Below are 17,536 nucleotides of genomic sequence, written 5' to 3'. Positions count from 1 at the left end.
CATTTCTTCACCTTTTCCGCCATATAGACCCGATAGACACGAAAACTGATGGCAGGACCAGACGGCATGATCACGCGCGCACCCTTCGCGAAGATGAACGGGCTTGGCAATGAAATTATCGTTGCCGACATGCGTGGACGTGCGGACAGAATTACACCGCAAGCGGCGATAGCGCTTGATCGCGATCCTGCAACCAAGTTCGATCAAATCATGGCGATCCATTCTCCCCACAGCGATGGCACGGATGCTTATGTCGAGATCATCAATTCTGATGGTACTCATGCACAAACCTGCGGCAATGGTATGCGCTGCGTCGTGCAGGCGCTCAGCGCCCAGACGGGCAAGCGCGAATTCTCCTTCGAGACAATCGCGGGAATTCTGACCGCAAGCGAGCACCCGGACGGCCAGATTTCCGTCGATATGGGAAGGCCGCACTTTGAATGGCAAGAAATCCCGCTCTCCGAACCCTTCCACGACACGCGTAAGATCGAATTGCAGATCGGGCCTATCGATGCGCCGGTCTTGCATTCGCCTTCCGTTGTCAGCATGGGCAATCCACATGCCATTTTCTGGGTCGATCAGGATGTCTGGAATTATGATCTGGAACGCTTTGGTCCAATGCTCGAAAACCACCCCATGTTTCCGGAACGGGCCAATATTTCGATCGCTCACGTAACGAGCCGTAACGCAATAACGCTGCGCACATGGGAGCGTGGTGCGGGCATTACACGCGCCTGCGGTTCTGCCGCATGTGCCGCCGGTGTATCGGCGGCGCGCACCGACCGGACAGACCGTGCCGTAACTGTAACTGTGCCAGGCGGCCCGTTGGTTATTGAGTGGCTGGAAAACGATCATGTCCTGATGACAGGGCCAGCCGAGTGGGAATTTTCAGGCTCTCTCGATCCTCAAAATGGCAACTGGGCACGTAGCGAAGACGCACAGGGAGCGGCCTGATGGCTGTGGACGTCGTTACCTTCGGCTGTCGTCTTAACACCTATGAATCCGAGGTGATGAAGCGGGAAGCCGATGCTGCCGGTCTTGGTACGCTTGAAAATGGCGCGATTATTTTCAACACCTGTGCCGTAACCAGCGAAGCGGTGCGGCAGGCGCGGCAGGCAATCCGCAAGGCACGGCGCGACAACCCGGCTGCCCGGATCATCGTGACGGGTTGCGCGGCGCAAACCGGGGCCGATGATTTCGCCGCCATGGATGAGGTTGATCTCGTCCTCGGCAATGAGGAAAAGCTCAAATCTAACTCATATCGCATGCTGCCTGATTTTGGCGTCAACCAGTTTGAAAAAGTGCGGGTTAACGACATCATGGAAGTGCGCGAAACCGCGTCACACATGGTTGATGCCATTGAAGGGCGCGCACGGGCCTTTGTACAAGTGCAAAATGGCTGTGACCATCGCTGCACCTTCTGCATTATTCCCTATGGCCGGGGCAATTCTCGATCAGTACCGATGGGCGGTGTGATCGAACAAGTCAAGCGGCTTGTCGGCAATGGCTATCATGAAGTGGTCCTGACCGGCGTCGACATGACCAGCTATGGCCCGGATCTTCCCGGCAATCTGCGCCTTGGCAAGCTGGTAAAGACCGTCCTGAAGGAGGTGCCGGATTTGCAGCGCCTGCGCCTTTCTTCCATTGATTCCATCGAGGCCGATGAGGATTTGATGGAAGCATTGGCCACAGAAAGCCGGTTGATGCCGCATCTGCATCTCTCGCTTCAATCCGGTGATAATATGATCCTGAAGCGGATGAAGCGTCGGCATTCGCGCGAAAATTCCATCACGTTCTGCGAAACTGTGCGCAGTATCAGGCCGGATATCGTGTTTGGCGCCGATATCATCGCGGGTTTCCCGACGGAAACAGAAGAGATGTTCGAAAACTCGATCCGCATCGTTGAAGAATGCGGCCTGACAAATCTTCATGTCTTTCCTTTCAGCCCGCGCGAAGGAACACCTGCCGCGCGCATGCCACAAATGAATCGCAAGATAATCAAGGACCGTGCTGCGCGGCTAAGGGCTGCCGGGAATGCGGCTTATGATAAACATCTGAACAGCCTTGTTGGAACGCGTCAGAAAATTCTCGTTGAACGCGAAGGTATTGGCCGCACGGAAGGTTTTACACTTGTCGGTGTTGATGCCGATGCGGCAGGAACCATCATCGAGCGGACTATAACAGGGCATGATGGTGACAAACTGTTGGCCAACGCCAGTGACAATGGCAGCAATCGCCACGCGGCATAAAAAGTAAAGCAGCATTCATGGCTCTGGGTTTTATCAAGAAAATATTTTCATTCGGCAAGAAGGAGGTTGAGGAAACCCCTGTCGATATTCCTCTTATTGAGTCGGATAAGACCGAAACGGTTGAGCAGACCTATGAAGATACTGCTGCGCAGGAAACATTGCCTGTTGGAGAAGAGACTTCTGTCATCGAGGTTGAAGAGTCTGATGCGCCCGTAGAGTCTGCGGCGCTTGTTGAAGACACCCTGCCCGAACCTGAAATTCTGTCGGAACCTGAGCCCGAGATCATCCCGCAAGCAGATATCGAGTCAACGGAACCTCTCGAACAGGCGATCATCGAAACCGTTGCTCCGGTTGAGATCAAAGTACTGCAGGAAGAGCAGATTGAACCAGAACCGGAGCTTCAGCCTGAACCCGAGTTTGCTCCCGAAACAGCGCCGGAGATTATTTCTGAGCCGGAAGCGGTAATTGAAACGCCCGTTGTCGTGGCACCCGAAGACATGCCCGCGACACCCAAGCCGCTGGTCAAGAAAGTTACGGTGTCAAAGACTGTTCAGGAAAAGCAGGACGAAGAACCACAACCGGTAGAACCGGAAAAACGCATCAGCTGGTTTGAACGCCTTCGCAAAGGGCTATCGCGTTCCTCGCAACAACTTGGCGATTCTATTGGTGGTATCTTCACAAGGCGCAAGCTCGATGAAGATACGTTGCAAGACCTTGAAGACGTCCTGATCCAGGCCGATCTCGGGATGGAAACGGCGATCAGGATTACAGGTGCTTTGAGCGCCACACGCTACGGCAAGGATATCAGCACTGATGAAGTGCGTAGTATCATGGCAACGGAAATCGAGAGGGTGCTTGGACCAGTTGCAAAACCGCTGGAACTGGATCTTTCGCACAAGCCGCACGTCATTTTGGTTGTCGGTGTCAATGGCACCGGCAAGACCACGACAATCGGCAAGCTCGCCGCAAAGCTGACAGCCGGTGGTCTGAATGTCATGCTGGCTGCAGGCGACACGTTCCGAGCGGCAGCAATCGAACAATTGCATATTTGGGGCAAGCGCACTGGCGCGCCGGTCGTCTCCAGCAAGCTTGGTGCCGACGCTGCCGGACTTGCCTTTGACGCGTGGAAGCAGGCCAAGGAAGCGGGAAGTGATGTTCTGATCATCGACACCGCCGGTCGTTTGCAAAACCGCGTAGAACTGATGGAAGAACTGGCCAAAATCGTGCGCGTTCTCGGCAAGCATGATCCTGAAGCGCCGCACACGGTTCTGCAGACACTCGATGCGACGACCGGCCAGAATGCGCTTAACCAGGTTGAAATTTTCCGGAACATCGCGGGTGTCAACGGATTGGTCATGACCAAGCTTGATGGCACGGCACGCGGCGGCATTCTTGTCGCCATCTCGGCAAAGCATAAATTGCCGGTCTATTTTATTGGCGTAGGCGAGCAGGTCGATGACCTTGAGCCATTTGCGGCAAGCGATTTTGCCAAAGCCATTGCTGGAGTTGCATGATGAACGAACCGATTTTCGAGCGCGATCCATCCGATCCCGCACACAAACAGGTCAATCCATTGCTGAAACTGGCGCTGGAAATGGGCCCGCTGATGATCTTCTTTTTTGCCAATGCAAAAGGTGAATGGCTGTTGGAGCGGTTTCCGGTCTTGTCAAATATTGGCGAACCGATCTTCGTCGCCACTGCCCTATTCATGGCTGCAACCTTTATTGCCCTCGGAGTATCCTGGGTCCTGACCCGAAGCCTGCCGATCATGCCACTCATTTCCGGCATCGTCGTATTGATATTTGGCGCGCTGACGCTCTGGTTGCACAATGAGACTTTCATCAAAATGAAGCCGACAATCGTCAATGCTCTGTTTGGCATCATTCTGCTTGGCGGGTTATATTTCGGTAAAGCGCTTTTGGGCTATGTTTTTGACAGTGCCTTCAAACTCAATGCTGAAGGCTGGCGTAAACTGACTCTACGCTGGGGTATTTTCTTTCTCTTTCTTGCAGTGCTGAACGAAGTGGTTTGGCGCAGCTTTTCGACAGATTTCTGGGTGGCGTTCAAGGTATGGGGCACAATGCCGATCACCCTGCTTTTCACCTTCGCGCAAATGCCGCTGATCATGAAATATTCGACCGAATCGCTAACCAATGAAAAGGCGGCCAACAAGAAAACATGACGCCACAAACGGTCACAATTTCCGCCTGATCGCGACGAAATCCCGCCGCTATCAAAGCTCAAGAATCACCAATCATCAATGATTCTTGAGAAAGACAACCTCCATGAAAACCGCCCTCATCGTCATGACTCTGATGGGTTGCGACTGCGATGCCAAGGTCTGCGAATATATCAAGACAGCAGATACGGGCTGGAGCAACATGGAGACTTGCCGCGCTGATCTGGAGGCACAGATCCGAAAGGCGGGCAAGGTTGATTACCCGTTGATTACGGCGACCTGTGCTGCTTCAGCGCAGCAAAGCCCGATGATCGCGGGCCATTCGTTCAAAGTGCCAGCGCCGATCCTTGACCGCCCTGTTGAAATCATTGCCATGGGAACATCAGTCGAAGAGCCCGTCCTTATTGAAAAGCGCTCTTTAGGCTACCGACTGATCAGAGTACCTTTGATTGAGGCGGTCGAAGGCACTGCTACGGCGGCAGGCCGTGCGGTGGATTGGGCAAGGCACTACGCCTCGCTCTAATTCGACTTTAGCGCGGCCTCTATAGCAGGCATCAAATCTGTACGGATCGTCTCTTCAGAAAATGGTCCGACATGCTTGTAGGCAATGACCCCGTCGCGTCCGACCAGGAATGTCTCCGGCACACCGTACACGCCCCACTCGATTGCCGCGCGGCCATTGAGATCGGCACCAATTGCCCCATAGGGATTACCGAGATCCTCAAGAAATCCGACTGCGTTTTCCGGCTTGTCTTTATAATTGAGGCCAGTCAGCACAATCCGCTTGTCCTGTGCCAGCTTCATCAACAGCGGGTGCTCCTGACGGCAGGGCAGACACCACGAGCCGAATATATTGACCAGCGTGACCTGACCTTTGAACTTGGACGGATCAAGGCCTGGAACAGCTTGGCCATCCTTCATGAGTCCCGCAACCGCTGGCAGCGAAACATTCGGTGCTGGCTTGCCTAACAATGCGGAAGGGATGACAGATTCATCGCGGCCCGAAGCAAGCTGCAAAGCAAAGATAGCCGCAAGAATGATAAACAGGATCAAGGGCAGAAAAACGAAGATTGGGTTGCGCTTGCGAGGCATCGATTGCCTTTGAACGTCCTCGCTCATGATGCGCCATCTTTGCCGAAACCTGAACGACGGCGGACACCACGCGCTTCGAGGTCGCGCAGTGCTTTGAGTTGGTTGCGCTGGTCGAGGAGAATCCAAGCGATCAAACCTGACAGGGCTATGCCTGCGGAAAGATAGGAAGCGAGTACGAAAGCCATATGATTGCTCATCATGGGGCCTTTCGTTCTGCGCTGCGCGCTGCGATACGCCGCATGGCAGTGACCCGGCGACGCCATATCTCATTGCGCATGACCATGATGTGCAATGTGAAGAACAGCAGCGTAAAACCGATTGCCATAACCAATAATGGCCAGAGCAAGGAAGGGTCTATTGTCGAGCCGCCCATGCGAATAACCGACGCTGGCTGATGAAGTGTATTCCACCAATCGACGGAAAACTTGATGATCGGGATATTGACGAAGCCCACAAGCGTGAGGATGGCAGTGACCCTTGCGGATCTCGCCGGATCATCCATGGCGCGCGTCAGCGCAATCACACCAAGATACATAAGAAACAACACAAACACCGAAGTCAGGCGCGCATCCCAAACCCACCATGTTCCCCACATGGGCTTGCCCCAGAGCGAACCTGTCATGAGGGCGAGAGCTGTAAAAACAGCGCCGATGGGGGCCGCTGCCTTTGCCGCAACATCGGCCAGAGGATGACGCCAGACAAGCGTGCCAAGCGCTGCAATCGACATGATCGTGTAGCACATCATGGAAAGCCAGGCGAAAGGCACATGGATGAACATGATCTTGACGGTTATGCCCTGCTGATAATCATCCGGCGCCATCATCGACATCCAGAAACCGATCGCAAGCGTGATCAGCGTTGCCCCGGCAAGCCAAGGCAAGACGCTACTCGCAAGGTTCAAAAACCTTGTCGGGTTCGCCAGATCGGTCCACCGCCCAGATTTGGATGCCACATTGCTCATAAATATCTCTTAGCTTTTCATATTTCGTTGCGCAATTCACCAGTCTGTCAGTCGGCGGATGATTTAAGTGCAGCTGCCGCCGCCCACGGGCCGATAACCGCAAAGAACAATGTAATCGCACCTAGAATAAGCAAAGGTGCCAGAAATGGGGCCGGATCTTCAATTGCGCCATAGGACGCAGATACACCGAAGATGAGCACCGGAATGGTAAGAGGCAGAACAATCACCGAAACAAGCAGTCCACCACGCGGCAGCGAGACTGCAACAGCCGCACCGACAGCCCCTATAAGCGTGATGGCCGGCGTTCCTATCAGAAGGGTCAATGTGACTGCACCAATTGCCAGCGGCTCCATGTTCATGAACAGGCCCAGCAAGGGCGCGGCAATAACCAACGGCAAAACGCTCACTGTCCAATGGGCGAGGCATTTCACCAGCACCGTGATCGCCAGCATGCGGCGTTCGGAGTTCATGATGAGAAGATCAAGCGAGCCATCATCACGATCTGCCTGAAACAGCCGGTCGAGGCCAAGGAGAGTTGCAAGCAGTGCGCCGATCCACAGCATGGCCGCGCCAATGCGCGCGAGGAGCTTGAGATCGGGCCCGACGCCGAAAGGCACGACAGCAATCACAGCCAGAAAAAACAATATCCCGACCAGTGCGCCGCCGCCCGCCCGTAAACCAAGGCGGGCATCTCGCACGAACAATGCGCCCATCAGTGAACAGCCTCGAGTGTCAGTTCTTGCGAATGCGGCAATCCGAGAGGCAGATGCGTGGCCGCCACGATGATACCGCCATTGCCAAGATGAGCCTGCATCAACGCCGAAAACTGTGTTTCGGATGACTTATCCAGTCCAGCGGTCGGCTCATCCAAAAGCCATACGGGCCTGTCACTGGAAAGAAGCCGCGCTATGCTGGCGCGTCGTTTTTGGCCGGTGGAAAGATAGCCAAAGGGCAAATGGCTGATATCGGCCAATCCCACCATTTCAAGCGCTTCGGACACATGCCGCGCTCCGCCGCCATAAAAGGATTGCCAAAACCGCAAATTTTCGTCCAGCGTCAGCGCGGGTTTCATCGCATTCATATGCCCGACAAAATGACATGCCGCGCCCAACGTTTCGAATTGCTCACGATTATTCTGCAGCACTATTTCTCCCTCGGTTGGCCGCAACAATCCTGCCGCGATTCGCAACAAGGTCGATTTGCCGACGCCATTTGGCCCGGTGATGAGTAGGGCTTCGCCAGCCTGAATGGTAAAGTTGAGGTCAGAAAACAAGATTTCCCCGCCCCGCTCTCCGCCCAACCCTTTGGCCACTAACTGCATGAAAAACCCGCTTTTTCTGTTTTGAGCGCAACCAAATGACCATTTCGCCGCAGCCCGTATTTTTGCGCCTTACGGTCTGGCACAAATCGCGGAAAAACTCTATATACCAGTCAACCATGCCAGCGGTCGGCATGGAAACAATTTTGGCCGATCTCAAGCGAATACTTCCCGGTATTTGCTGGGACGGACAGCGGAAATGACTGCACCCGCACCTTAGCGCGTCCTTGAAACGCGGCAAAGGCGTTCGTCCCGGGTTAGGCCGCAGCATAAGGACGAACGCAAAATGTCTCAGATCGATAGTTTTAAATGCCGTAAAACCCTCACCGTAGGGGATAAGGAATATGTTTATTTCAGTTTGACCGAAGCCGAAAAGAACGGCCTGGAAGGCATTTCCGCCCTTCCATTCTCCATGAAAGTCCTGCTTGAAAACCTGCTTCGCTTTGAAGACAACCGCTCGGTTTTCAAGAAAGATATTGAGAATGTCGCCAAGTGGCTTGTTGATCGCGGTTCTGCCGGGGCAGAAATTGCTTACCGCCCTGCCCGCGTTCTCATGCAGGATTTCACCGGCGTTCCAGCAGTCGTCGATCTTGCCGCCATGCGTGATGCAATGGTCAATCTTGGTGGTGACCCTGAAAAGATCAATCCGCTCGTCCCGGTCGATCTGGTTATCGACCATTCCGTCATCGTCGATGAATTCGGCAATCCACAAGCCTTCAAGCGCAATGTGGATCTGGAATATGAGCGCAATGGCGAGCGTTACCGCTTCCTGAAATGGGGCCAACAGGCATTCAAGAACTTCCGCGTTGTTCCGCCCGGCACGGGCATTTGCCATCAGGTCAACCTCGAATATCTGGCACAAGGCGTCTGGACCAAGGAAGAAGACGGCGTGACTGTCGCTTATCCTGATACCTGCGTTGGTACGGACTCGCACACCACCATGGTCAATGGTCTTGGCGTTCTTGGCTGGGGCGTTGGCGGCATCGAAGCCGAGGCTTCCATGCTCGGTCAGCCAGTTTCCATGCTTCTTCCGGAAGTCATCGGCTTCCGCCTGACCGGCAAGGTCAAGGAAGGCGTTACGGCAACCGATCTGGTTCTTACCGTTGTTCAGATGCTGCGCAAGAAGGGTGTTGTCGGCAAGTTCGTCGAGTTCTTCGGCCCTGGTCTTGATTCGATGACATTGGCTGACCGCGCCACCATCGGCAATATGGGTCCGGAATATGGCGCAACATGCGGCTTCTTCCCGATCGACAATGAAACCATCAACTATATGCATATGTCTGGCCGTGACGAAGATCGTCTGGCGTTGGTTGAAGCCTATTCAAAGGCTCAGGGCATGTGGCGTGAAGCGGGCTCTGCTGATCCGGTCTTCACCGATACGCTGGAACTGGATCTCGGCACGGTTGTGCCTTCCATGGCTGGTCCCAAGCGTCCTGAAGGCCGTATCGCGCTGGAAGGAATTGCTTCCGGCTTCCGCGAATCATTGCAGAAGGAATACAAGAAGACTGAACAACTCGATGCGCGTTATCAGGTCGAGGGCGAGAATTATGATCTGGGCCATGGCGACGTTGCCATTGCCGCCATCACGTCCTGCACCAATACGTCAAATCCAAGTGTTCTGATTGCCGCTGGCCTCCTCGCCCGCAACGCAGTTGCCAAGGGTTTGAAATCCAAGCCTTGGGTCAAGACTTCGCTCGCCCCCGGCTCGCAGGTCGTTGCCGCCTATCTGGAAAGCGCAGGTCTGCAGGTTGAACTCGATAAGCTTGGCTTCAATCTTGTCGGCTTCGGTTGCACCACATGCATCGGCAACTCCGGTCCATTGCCTGCGCCGATCTCCAAGACCATCAATGATAAGGGTCTGATTGCTGCTGCTGTTCTTTCCGGCAACCGCAACTTCGAAGGCCGCGTATCTCCGGACGTGCAGGCTAACTATCTTGCATCGCCGCCGCTGGTTGTCGCTTACGCTTTGGCCGGAACGGTTACCAAAGATCTGACAACCGAGCCGCTCGGCGAAGATCAGAATGGCAATCCTGTCTTCCTCAAGGATATCTGGCCTTCCAGCCATGAAATCCAGGAATTCATCACCAAGAACGTTACCCGCAAGCTCTTTTCGGCAAAATATGCGGATGTGTTCAAGGGCGATGAAAATTGGCAGAACGTTAAAGTGCCAGCCGGTCAGACCTATGCATGGGATGACAATTCCACCTATGTGCAGAACCCGCCTTACTTTGTCGGCATGGGTAAAACCCCGGGCATTGTCAACGACATCAAGGGTGCGCGCATTCTTGGCCTGTTCGGCGACAAGATCACGACCGATCATATTTCTCCGGCCGGTTCCATCAAGGCCGCCTCACCTGCCGGGCAGTATCTGACCGATCATGGCGTGGCTCCGCTGGACTTCAACCAGTACGGCACGCGTCGTGGCAACCATGAAGTGATGATGCGCGGTACTTTTGCCAATATCCGCATCCGCAATCACATGCTGGGTGAGAATGGCCGCGAAGGTGGTTACACCATCCATTATCCAACCAAGGAAGAAATGCCGATCTATGATGCGGCAATGGAATATCGCCGCGAGAATGTGCCGCTGGTGATTTTCGCTGGCGTGGAATATGGCAATGGCTCATCACGTGACTGGGCGGCAAAGGGAACAAATCTGCTCGGTGTTCGCGCGGTTATTTCTCAGTCTTTCGAGCGTATCCACCGTTCGAACCTTGTCGGCATGGGCATTGTCCCATTCGTTCTTGAAGAAGGTACAAGCTGGCAGTCACTGGGTCTGAAGGGTGATGAAATTGTCTCCATCGAGGGGCTTGCCACGATCCAGCCCCGCCAGAAAACATTTGCGACAGTGACATTCGCTGATGGTCAAGTGAAGCAGGTTCCTCTGATCTGCCGCATCGATACTATCGATGAACTGGAGTATCTGAAGAATGGCGGCATCCTGCAATATGTTCTGCGCGATCTGGCTGCCTGATTCGACATCATATAATTGATTTTGAAGGGCCGCCGGGCGATCGGCGGCCCTTCATCGTTGAATGGTACAGTATTCGTGATCGAATTCACCTCAAAGTGACTTCCCCTTGAATGAACGGACTCCTATCAATCTTCTGGCAACCAATCTGACAGATAAGATTTATAAATTTCACGAAGAAAGCCCCGCAATCTTGCTTACGCGCACCACTTCAAAACTCTTGGCGATCGGCCTGCCCGTTTTGGCAGCGATTGCTTATGTGGTTCCGGTCTGCGCAGAAGATGCGGGAACCAAGCCGGAAGGCGTCGTCGAGCTTTATACGTCGCAAGGTTGCGGTTCATGTCCCCCTGCCGATGCTATTCTCAAAGAACTGGCGGGGGAAGGAAAGGTTGTGGCGCTGGCTTTCCATGTCGACTACTGGGACTATCGGGGCTGGACCGACAATCTTGCTTTGCCCGAAAACACCGAACGCCAGAACGAATATCGCAAAGCCTTGAGTCTCAATGGCGTTTATACGCCGCAGGTCATCGTCAATGGACGCGAGCATATGAATGGGCAGGACGAAACGAAGATTCGCCGCCGCATTGCCGATATGCGCAATACACCCATGGGGCTGACAGTGTCGGTTTCCATTGAGAAAGCTGCAAAAAACCGGCTTCTTATTGATATAGGCTCAGGATCGGTTACGGCTAATCCTGTCCGTGTCGTCCTTGCATATTTCAATCGCGAGAGCATCGTCTCTATCCCCGGCGGCGAAAATACCGGACGTATGGTGAGTTATGCCAATAGCGTTCGTGCCATGGAAACCGTGGGCATGTGGGATGGCAATGCTCAAAAGATCGAGATCCCAATGAGTGAGCTTGCCAGCAAGAAGGCCTCAGGTTGCGCGGTGCTGTTGCAAGAGATGCTTGGCGACGGCAAGCCCGGGCCAATCATCGGTGCGTCAATCATGGCGTCCAAATAGCTGAAACAAAAACAGGCCGGATAAATCCGGCCTGAGCTATTGGGGCATGTTGCCAAATATACTGAGATTATTGATCTGATCTGAACAATCCGCTTGGGCGGGGGGCTTGGGTAATCGAACTGCCCTGATCAAACCATCTCTGGCAACACAGCTGGATGTTCGGTTTGAATTTCGGCGGCAATGCGTAAGGAAGATGGCGAGAATGTGTCGCATCATCACCATTGGCTTCACACCGTATTGGTTCGTGAGGTGCGGAAACGAAGGCACTGTTTTCACAAAATTTGCGCGGCAAGAAAATTGCAAGCTTGTAAAATTATCCAGATGGGGTCACCTTATTGTCATCCAGGTGTCACACGACAAATTCAAAGGCGGTTGATTGATGGAAAGCAATGCAGGTGGCGACGATTCGCAGCGCCAGGCGAAACTCATCCCCCTCGTTCGAAACAATGATTTGCCGATTACCTTCGACCGGCGCGAACTCAATCAAATTTTGCGTGTTTATGGGTTTATGGTGTCCGCTGGCGAATGGCGGGATTATGCCATTGACCATCTTTCCGACAGGGCAATCTTTTCGGTTTTCCGGCGCACCAGCGAAGTCCCGATGTTCCGCATTGAAAAGAACCCGAAACTGTCACGCAAACAGGGTGCCTATAGCGTTATCGCCGCAAGCGGCCTTATTCTTAAACGCGGGCACGAACTCGACAGGGTCTTGCGCATTTTTGACAAGACGCTGAGCATCGTACGCAGCTAGAACAGGCCGCTCGATAGCGCATGCCAAATCTGCCAAGCGCGATCTTTGAAACATTGCTCACGCATGGCTTTATCTTTCTGAAGCGCATCAGCCCGATATTATCTGGAAAACTTGCTGATTTTTAGAAATGGCCAGCCGGGCGGTGTTAAGCTCCGCAATAAAGCGCCACCATAACAGAATGCTTGTACTGCCAAAGCCAAGGCACAACCCGAACCAGATGCCATAGCTGCCCCATCCGAACCCGTATGCGCACAACACCATCGCGGGAATCCCGATAAGCCAGTAGCCCACAAGTGTATTGAACAGGGCCACCTTCGTTTTTCCAAGCCCCCGTAGCAAGCCGACACAGATATTCTGTGAGCCTTTGAAGAATTGGTGCGCAATGGCGAACCATAATAATGTGGCTGCCGCCCCGAACAGGGATGGATCGGCCCGGCCACCGAGAAATGGAAGCAAAACTATTTCAGGCAGGAACACATAGACAAGGCCGATAATTGCCATTGCACTGAAGCTGATCGCGAATGTTCGTCGTGCAATAGCGCTGACTTGATCTGCCTGCCCCTTGCTGACCGTCCTGCTCACAAGAATTGATGAACCTTGCGAAAGGCCAATATTGAGCTGGTAAACAATATAGGCAAGTTGATTGACGATATTGGAAACCGCCAATGCTAACGGACCGAAGGTTCCCATGAAGACCGTTGCTATCGAAGTGATCGCTGCTTCGGAACCATATGTCAGCGTAATCGGCAGGCCCATCCGGGTAATGATCGCCAATGTTGCCGGGCGTGCCCGCCATCCATCGAGCGCAAGCAGAGGCCTGAGCGCATCATCACGCCGGACGGTTCTCAGATAGACCAGAAATGTCCATGCCTGAACCAGGGTGGTGGCAAGGCCAATTCCAGCCAATCCAAGCGGAGGTATCCCGAGCCAACCATAGATGAAGATCAGGTTCAGGCCAGCATTGACGGCTATGGATATTATCGTAACGGTCAATAAGGAACCGGCGCGGCGCATGCCGACCGCGAACTGCCGCAACACGTTTAGCCACAGCATTGGCAGCAAGCCCGGGGCCAAGGTCAGCATGATCGGCTTGGCCAAAGTTGCCACCGCAGTCGCTTGGCCAAGGAAAGTCAGGATTTGGCTGAAAATCACCAATATGACGCCGGCAATCGTCGCCGCAATTGTTGCAATCAACATTGAGGCACACAGCAGATCGCGTATTTCGTCAGTCGCGACGTCGTCAATTGCAGATGTTCCGGTACGTTTCTCGCTGCGTCCGACCGAAGCAGCAATGAGATTGCCAACCCCCGTCACCATACCAACGCACATGGTACGCAGCTGGTTATAAAGCAGCAGCGAAAGGCCCCCGGCTGCAACGGCCTGAACACTGATGAAACCCATCATCAGCAGATCGGTGCTTGTCAGGGCAACCTGGGCAAACTGGATACCTGCAATGGGCGCAGCCAAATCCAGAATTTCTTTATACTGTCTGAAATTTATCGGCATCGCTTTAGGCCCACAACGTCGTCGGAGGCACTGATGCCAACCTTATCGATTCAATATAGGCGTCAAAAAGCTGGTCAAGGCGACGATGCGCCGGTTTGTCCAGAAGCTGCCGCTCGTTAAGCCAATCATCATTGAAAACGCTGTCGAGATATTTTTCTCCGGCATCACAAACCAGGACGACCATAATGCTCTTTGGCTCCACGAGCGCCAAACGTTTGAGAGCAACGTGGATGGCAGCGCCTGCAGTGCCGCCAACGAGAAGGCCGGTTCTGCGCGCCACCACACGTGCCGCCGTGAATGCATCAATATCGTTTACTGTAAGGCCCTCATCGATCAGTTCGTGCTCGACATTGGGTCCAACCGTAAAACCGGCCGGCGCTCCGGCCCCGGTCTGCCAGTATTTGCCCGGGGCTCCGCCGAAAATAATCGATCCGGCAGGCTCCACGCCAATGCTTGTCACATGAGAACCGAGACGATGCAGTTCTTTGACCGTTCCACACAGTGTTCCCCCTGTTCCCACCGCGCCAACCAGATAGTCGATATCTGTTCCAACATCCCGAAGCAGTTCCATGGCTAGCCCGGTATAGCCTTCATTATTGCTCGGATTGTAGTGCTGATCCGGCCAGAAAGCGCCGGTAGCCTTTACAATCTCGCCAGCTACACGGCGTCTGGCAACCGTGCTCGGACCCTCGGTATTGCTTTCCACGAATACAAGCTCGGCGCCCATCGCTTGCATGACCCGCAGTTTGTCGCGCGAGGCATGATTATCCACAACGGCCGTAAATTTATAACCACGCTCAAGAGCGATCAATGCAAGCCCGGTTCCTGTATTGCCCGAGGTTGGTTCAACAATATGTCCTCCTGGTTTGAGCTTGCCATCGCGCTCGGCCGCAAGAATCATCTCCCGGGCCATCCGCACTTTACATGAGCCGGTTGGATTAAACTGTTCCAATTTCAGCAGCAGCCGGCTGCCCGAACCGGTGCGCGACAGCTCCAATAATGGTGTGTCGCCAATCAGCTCGGAAGATTTGGTTTTAATACGTTCAAAGGAAGGATTGCTATACACATTCATCGGTCAATCCTCCACGTAAAACGCTCATTGTCCTCGGTCACGACGATCTTGGGGGGCAAGGCAAGTTGGTGAAACTCGCTTTCATTTTTATCCATCTGATAGCCGGCAGTATTGGGGTAGATGATGTGGTCGCCATAACGAGGTGGCGCAGGGAAATTGATTTTCCGCCACGTCAGGACGTCATATTCCATACAGCTCGATCCACCGATCGCCGCGCTGACGGGGTTCTGTGGCCGAGCCTCTCCGTGTTGAACAAGAAATGGTGCAGGCAGAAACTCACTGTTCTTCCATTGCTCGGACAAGCTCATGCTGATCCCTGCAACCGTAACGATCCCGTGTTTGTCGTTCTGTTTATATCCCTGCACCGGAAAGACGGTCATCCCCGCCCCATCCAGCAGAGCTCTTCCAGGTTCCAGATAGAGCTGAATTTGCGCATCAGCGAGGCGCGAAGCCAAAGTGCCAGTCGTGGCGGGTGATTGGAGTACGGCATCCAGCATCGCGGCGCCGGTTGGCGACTGGTAGTATGGATAAAAGTGGTTAAAGGTCTTCCCGGCGTGAAACTGTGACGGGTCCATTGCTTCAAGAAAGGAATGCCAGTCCTGCTCATCGATATAATGACAGGCAAAGCCGCCGCCAATTGAGATAGCGGCACTGGGAAACCCTTGCTTGCGCGCTTCAAGGCAGCGATCAATGAGCGCCAATGCCAATTCAGCACGCGGAGCGACCGCATAGCCATCAAGGTGGAAAGAATAGCCATTCATGATGACGTATTCACGGGATTCGGCGCAACGCTTCAGCGCAGTATCCAGGTCTGCCTGGTTCAGCCCAAAACGACTATTGGGCGCATGGGGAGGCAGCACCCGCAGCAAAATCTGCAATGGAACAGAATACTTGGCAATGCTGATTGCCCGTTCCAGTTCGTCCAAGGCGTCAATAGCGACAGTTGCTTTATGGCGGCAAGACAGCCAGAGAAGATCATCACTCTTTGCTGCTCCCGTAACACCGATATTACTGCCGCAAATACCGTTTGCCAGAGCGTGGACAAATTCCGGGACACTGGCAACATCAACTGAGCCGTCCAGTTTTGCCACTTCGCGCAACCACGCTCCCGCTTTATTGGCCTTCTTGCCGAAATAGACATGCCCGCTCACATTGCGCTGTTTGAGAATAGTCTGGAATGCCTCGAGATTGGCGGCAAAACTATCCGGGTGAATGAGATGAAACGGGCCCTCGATTGCGTTGCTGATCTGGCGCAGAAGAGCGGAATCCTGTCTTACAGCCAGAGCCCAGGGGCGCTCCAAGGCGCGTACGGAGTTGAGGCCTATTTCCATAGCTCAATCCTGTTTCCGCGTCCGGCGGCGATGGCTCTTGTTGCAAGTGCATGGGCAACAGGAATGTCTGTGATGATCATGCCGCTGCTGAAAGCAAATACGCGATCCTGCTGTGAACGGCGTCCGCTTTTGCGGCCGACAATGATATCAGGCAGTTCTGCATCAATTCTGGCAATGCCATCGGGTCCGGCAAGACGTTTTCCCGTGACGCCCAGCTGACCTTCATTTGTCGCAATGGCATAGTCGGCATCTCCCAGCGCTCCGCCTGCGACGCCCTTGCTTGCGACCGAAATCAGCAATCCACCCTGTTTCAGCCATTTGGTCTCAACTTTGGGATGGGCGGCACGACCCGAGGCGGCGATCACAATGTCAGATTCGGCAACTGCTGCGGGAACATCCGTTACCAGCTCGATGCTACGACCCGGAAAATAGCGTGCAAACATTTCCAAGCTGGCAGCTATGCCGTCCGGGTGCGTCCCGAAAAGCCGCAGCGTTTCGAGATCTGGAAGAGCGGTCAAAAGAAAAGGAAGCGTATTGATGCCCTGTGCTCCGGTTCCAATCATCAATGCAGAAATGGCATTCTCTTTTGCGCAACTCCTGGCAATAAGTGCCGTTGTTGCAGGCGTGCGCAGGCCGCCTACGCGATGGCAGTCCATCAACGCAAATGGCAAACCGGTTGTGTCATCGTAAAGGCTGATAGTGGTGTAATATTTTTCCGCGCTCTCGGCTCCTTGACGGTACGAGGTTTTGAACCCGGCCTGTTGGAGTGCGCCATCATAACCAAGCATTGAATAGGCAACGGCATCGCGCTGCTCGAGTGGTAGCGGCATCATAAGCTTTGTCGGACAACGGGATTGTCCATTTGCATAGAATGCGTAAGCATCTTCCACGAGCCGGATAATATCAGCTGGCGGCAGCTCAATGTCGGCAAGATCGGAACGGGTAAGGATGTGAATTGCAGGTGTGTGCATATAGGATTTGGTCAAAATTAATCTCTTTCCAAATGATCTTGTCGCGATGAACAGCAATAATTTCTTGTGTAACGCATAGCCGGCGCATTGATTGTGCCGATGTAAAATAATCAGGTCAGGTGAAGACGTTGCTTAAAAGGGTGGTGCCAACAAAATTGAGGGAGGCCGGAC

The 17,536-nt window shown here is 53.8% G+C and carries 17 protein-coding genes; 8 read left to right on the top strand and 9 right to left on the bottom strand.

All coding sequences use genetic code 11. The features are described 5' to 3' along the window. Positions 1-66 precede the first annotated feature (66 nt). The 5 genes from dapF (at position 67) to ACTJI9_RS12040 (ending at position 4,951) form a co-directional block, all read left to right on the top strand. On the top strand, positions 67-954 hold the full coding sequence (dapF, locus tag ACTJI9_RS12060; protein WP_115054782.1) for a diaminopimelate epimerase: 888 nt from the start codon (positions 67-69) through the stop codon (positions 952-954). Then, complete coding sequence (mtaB, locus tag ACTJI9_RS12055; protein WP_440808239.1) at positions 954-2,249, top strand: tRNA (N(6)-L-threonylcarbamoyladenosine(37)-C(2))-methylthiotransferase MtaB; 1,296 nt, start codon at positions 954-956, stop codon at positions 2,247-2,249. The genes dapF and mtaB overlap by 1 nt, the downstream gene beginning before the upstream one ends. A gap of 17 nt (positions 2,250-2,266) precedes the next feature. Next, a complete protein-coding gene (gene ftsY, locus ACTJI9_RS12050) occupies positions 2,267-3,763 on the top strand; it encodes a signal recognition particle-docking protein FtsY (RefSeq protein WP_440808237.1) in 1,497 nt (498 codons plus the stop codon). Next, entirely contained in the window at positions 3,763-4,431 is a 669-nt protein-coding gene (locus ACTJI9_RS12045; RefSeq protein ID WP_336440354.1) for a septation protein A, read from the top strand. Before ftsY ends, ACTJI9_RS12045 begins: the two co-directional genes overlap by 1 nt. A 103-nt stretch (positions 4,432-4,534) precedes the next feature. Then, positions 4,535-4,951, top strand: a complete 417-nt coding sequence (locus ACTJI9_RS12040; protein WP_337354177.1) for a hypothetical protein — start codon at positions 4,535-4,537, stop codon at positions 4,949-4,951. Here ACTJI9_RS12040 and ACTJI9_RS12035 read toward each other — a convergent pair. The 5 genes from ACTJI9_RS12035 to ccmA are packed head-to-tail and all read right to left on the bottom strand — an operon-like array spanning position 4,948 to position 7,802. Beyond that, on the bottom strand, positions 4,948-5,547 hold the full coding sequence (locus tag ACTJI9_RS12035) for a DsbE family thiol:disulfide interchange protein (protein WP_336440352.1): 600 nt from the start codon (positions 5,545-5,547) through the stop codon (positions 4,948-4,950). The genes ACTJI9_RS12040 and ACTJI9_RS12035 overlap by 4 nt on opposite strands. Further along, entirely contained in the window at positions 5,544-5,720 is a 177-nt protein-coding gene (gene ccmD / locus ACTJI9_RS12030) for a heme exporter protein CcmD (protein ID WP_307281349.1), read from the bottom strand. Before ccmD ends, ACTJI9_RS12035 begins: the two co-directional genes overlap by 4 nt. After that, positions 5,717-6,481 (bottom strand): heme ABC transporter permease, encoded by a 765-nt coding sequence (locus tag ACTJI9_RS12025; RefSeq protein ID WP_336440351.1) that lies wholly within the window; start codon positions 6,479-6,481, stop codon positions 5,717-5,719. The genes ccmD and ACTJI9_RS12025 overlap by 4 nt, the downstream gene beginning before the upstream one ends. 47 nt (positions 6,482-6,528) lie before the next feature. Continuing rightward, positions 6,529-7,194 carry a heme exporter protein CcmB gene (gene ccmB, locus ACTJI9_RS12020; RefSeq protein WP_307281353.1) on the bottom strand — a complete coding sequence of 222 codons (666 nt, stop codon included), beginning with the start codon at positions 7,192-7,194 and terminating at the stop codon, positions 6,529-6,531. After that, positions 7,194-7,802, bottom strand: a complete 609-nt coding sequence (gene ccmA / locus ACTJI9_RS12015) for a heme ABC exporter ATP-binding protein CcmA (protein WP_440808231.1) — start codon at positions 7,800-7,802, stop codon at positions 7,194-7,196. Before ccmA ends, ccmB begins: the two co-directional genes overlap by 1 nt. A 283-nt stretch (positions 7,803-8,085) precedes the next feature. Between ccmA and acnA the strand changes: the two genes are divergently transcribed. The 3 genes from acnA (at position 8,086) to ACTJI9_RS12000 (ending at position 12,485) form a co-directional block, all read left to right on the top strand. After that, entirely contained in the window at positions 8,086-10,773 is a 2,688-nt protein-coding gene (gene acnA / locus ACTJI9_RS12010) for an aconitate hydratase AcnA (RefSeq protein ID WP_115054454.1), read from the top strand. 106 nt (positions 10,774-10,879) lie between these two features. Then, positions 10,880-11,734 (top strand): DUF1223 domain-containing protein, encoded by an 855-nt coding sequence (locus ACTJI9_RS12005; RefSeq protein WP_307281356.1) that lies wholly within the window; start codon positions 10,880-10,882, stop codon positions 11,732-11,734. 379 nt (positions 11,735-12,113) lie between these two features. After that, positions 12,114-12,485 (top strand): DUF2794 domain-containing protein, encoded by a 372-nt coding sequence (locus tag ACTJI9_RS12000; RefSeq protein ID WP_115054455.1) that lies wholly within the window; start codon positions 12,114-12,116, stop codon positions 12,483-12,485. Positions 12,486-12,572: 87 nt separating this feature from the next. Here ACTJI9_RS12000 and ACTJI9_RS11995 read toward each other — a convergent pair whose 3' ends face one another. The 4 genes from ACTJI9_RS11995 to ACTJI9_RS11980 are packed head-to-tail and all read right to left on the bottom strand — an operon-like array spanning position 12,573 to position 17,380. Beyond that, the gene (locus tag ACTJI9_RS11995) at positions 12,573-13,991 is read right to left on the bottom strand and encodes an MATE family efflux transporter (protein ID WP_440808226.1); all 1,419 of its coding nucleotides are present in this window, start codon (positions 13,989-13,991) and stop codon (positions 12,573-12,575) included. A gap of 4 nt (positions 13,992-13,995) precedes the next feature. Beyond that, complete coding sequence (locus tag ACTJI9_RS11990; RefSeq protein ID WP_336440349.1) at positions 13,996-15,063, bottom strand: PLP-dependent cysteine synthase family protein; 1,068 nt, start codon at positions 15,061-15,063, stop codon at positions 13,996-13,998. Then, positions 15,060-16,394, bottom strand: coding sequence for a Y4yA family PLP-dependent enzyme (locus ACTJI9_RS11985; protein WP_115054458.1), 1,335 nt, complete (start codon positions 16,392-16,394; stop codon positions 15,060-15,062). The genes ACTJI9_RS11990 and ACTJI9_RS11985 overlap by 4 nt, the downstream gene beginning before the upstream one ends. Continuing rightward, positions 16,385-17,380, bottom strand: coding sequence for an ornithine cyclodeaminase (locus tag ACTJI9_RS11980; protein ID WP_336440348.1), 996 nt, complete (start codon positions 17,378-17,380; stop codon positions 16,385-16,387). Before ACTJI9_RS11980 ends, ACTJI9_RS11985 begins: the two co-directional genes overlap by 10 nt. Positions 17,381-17,536 lie beyond the last annotated feature (156 nt).

Origin of the sequence: Phyllobacterium sp. 22552, assembly GCF_052044585.1 — a bacterium.
GTDB classification, from domain to species: Bacteria; Pseudomonadota; Alphaproteobacteria; order Rhizobiales; family Rhizobiaceae; genus Phyllobacterium; species Phyllobacterium ifriqiyense.
This window is presented reverse-complemented; position numbering and strand designations above follow the sequence as displayed.

Coding starts and splice junctions, on each gene's coding strand:
- ACTJI9_RS11985 (WP_115054458.1), bottom strand. CDS start 16,394: ATGGAAATAGGCCTCAACTCCGTACGCGCCTTGGAGCGCCCCTGGGCT.
- ACTJI9_RS12025 (WP_336440351.1), bottom strand. CDS start 6,481: ATGAGCAATGTGGCATCCAAATCTGGGCGGTGGACCGATCTGGCGAAC.
- ccmD (WP_307281349.1), bottom strand. CDS start 5,720: ATGATGAGCAATCATATGGCTTTCGTACTCGCTTCCTATCTTTCCGCA.
- dapF (WP_115054782.1), top strand. CDS start 67: ATGATCACGCGCGCACCCTTCGCGAAGATGAACGGGCTTGGCAATGAA.
- ACTJI9_RS11995 (WP_440808226.1), bottom strand. CDS start 13,991: ATGCCGATAAATTTCAGACAGTATAAAGAAATTCTGGATTTGGCTGCG.
- ccmB (WP_307281353.1), bottom strand. CDS start 7,194: ATGGGCGCATTGTTCGTGCGAGATGCCCGCCTTGGTTTACGGGCGGGC.
- ccmA (WP_440808231.1), bottom strand. CDS start 7,802: ATGCAGTTAGTGGCCAAAGGGTTGGGCGGAGAGCGGGGCGGGGAAATC.
- ftsY (WP_440808237.1), top strand. CDS start 2,267: ATGGCTCTGGGTTTTATCAAGAAAATATTTTCATTCGGCAAGAAGGAG.
- ACTJI9_RS11990 (WP_336440349.1), bottom strand. CDS start 15,063: ATGAATGTGTATAGCAATCCTTCCTTTGAACGTATTAAAACCAAATCT.
- mtaB (WP_440808239.1), top strand. CDS start 954: ATGGCTGTGGACGTCGTTACCTTCGGCTGTCGTCTTAACACCTATGAA.
- ACTJI9_RS12035 (WP_336440352.1), bottom strand. CDS start 5,547: ATGAGCGAGGACGTTCAAAGGCAATCGATGCCTCGCAAGCGCAACCCA.
- ACTJI9_RS12045 (WP_336440354.1), top strand. CDS start 3,763: ATGAACGAACCGATTTTCGAGCGCGATCCATCCGATCCCGCACACAAA.
- ACTJI9_RS12040 (WP_337354177.1), top strand. CDS start 4,535: ATGAAAACCGCCCTCATCGTCATGACTCTGATGGGTTGCGACTGCGAT.
- ACTJI9_RS12000 (WP_115054455.1), top strand. CDS start 12,114: ATGGAAAGCAATGCAGGTGGCGACGATTCGCAGCGCCAGGCGAAACTC.
- acnA (WP_115054454.1), top strand. CDS start 8,086: ATGTCTCAGATCGATAGTTTTAAATGCCGTAAAACCCTCACCGTAGGG.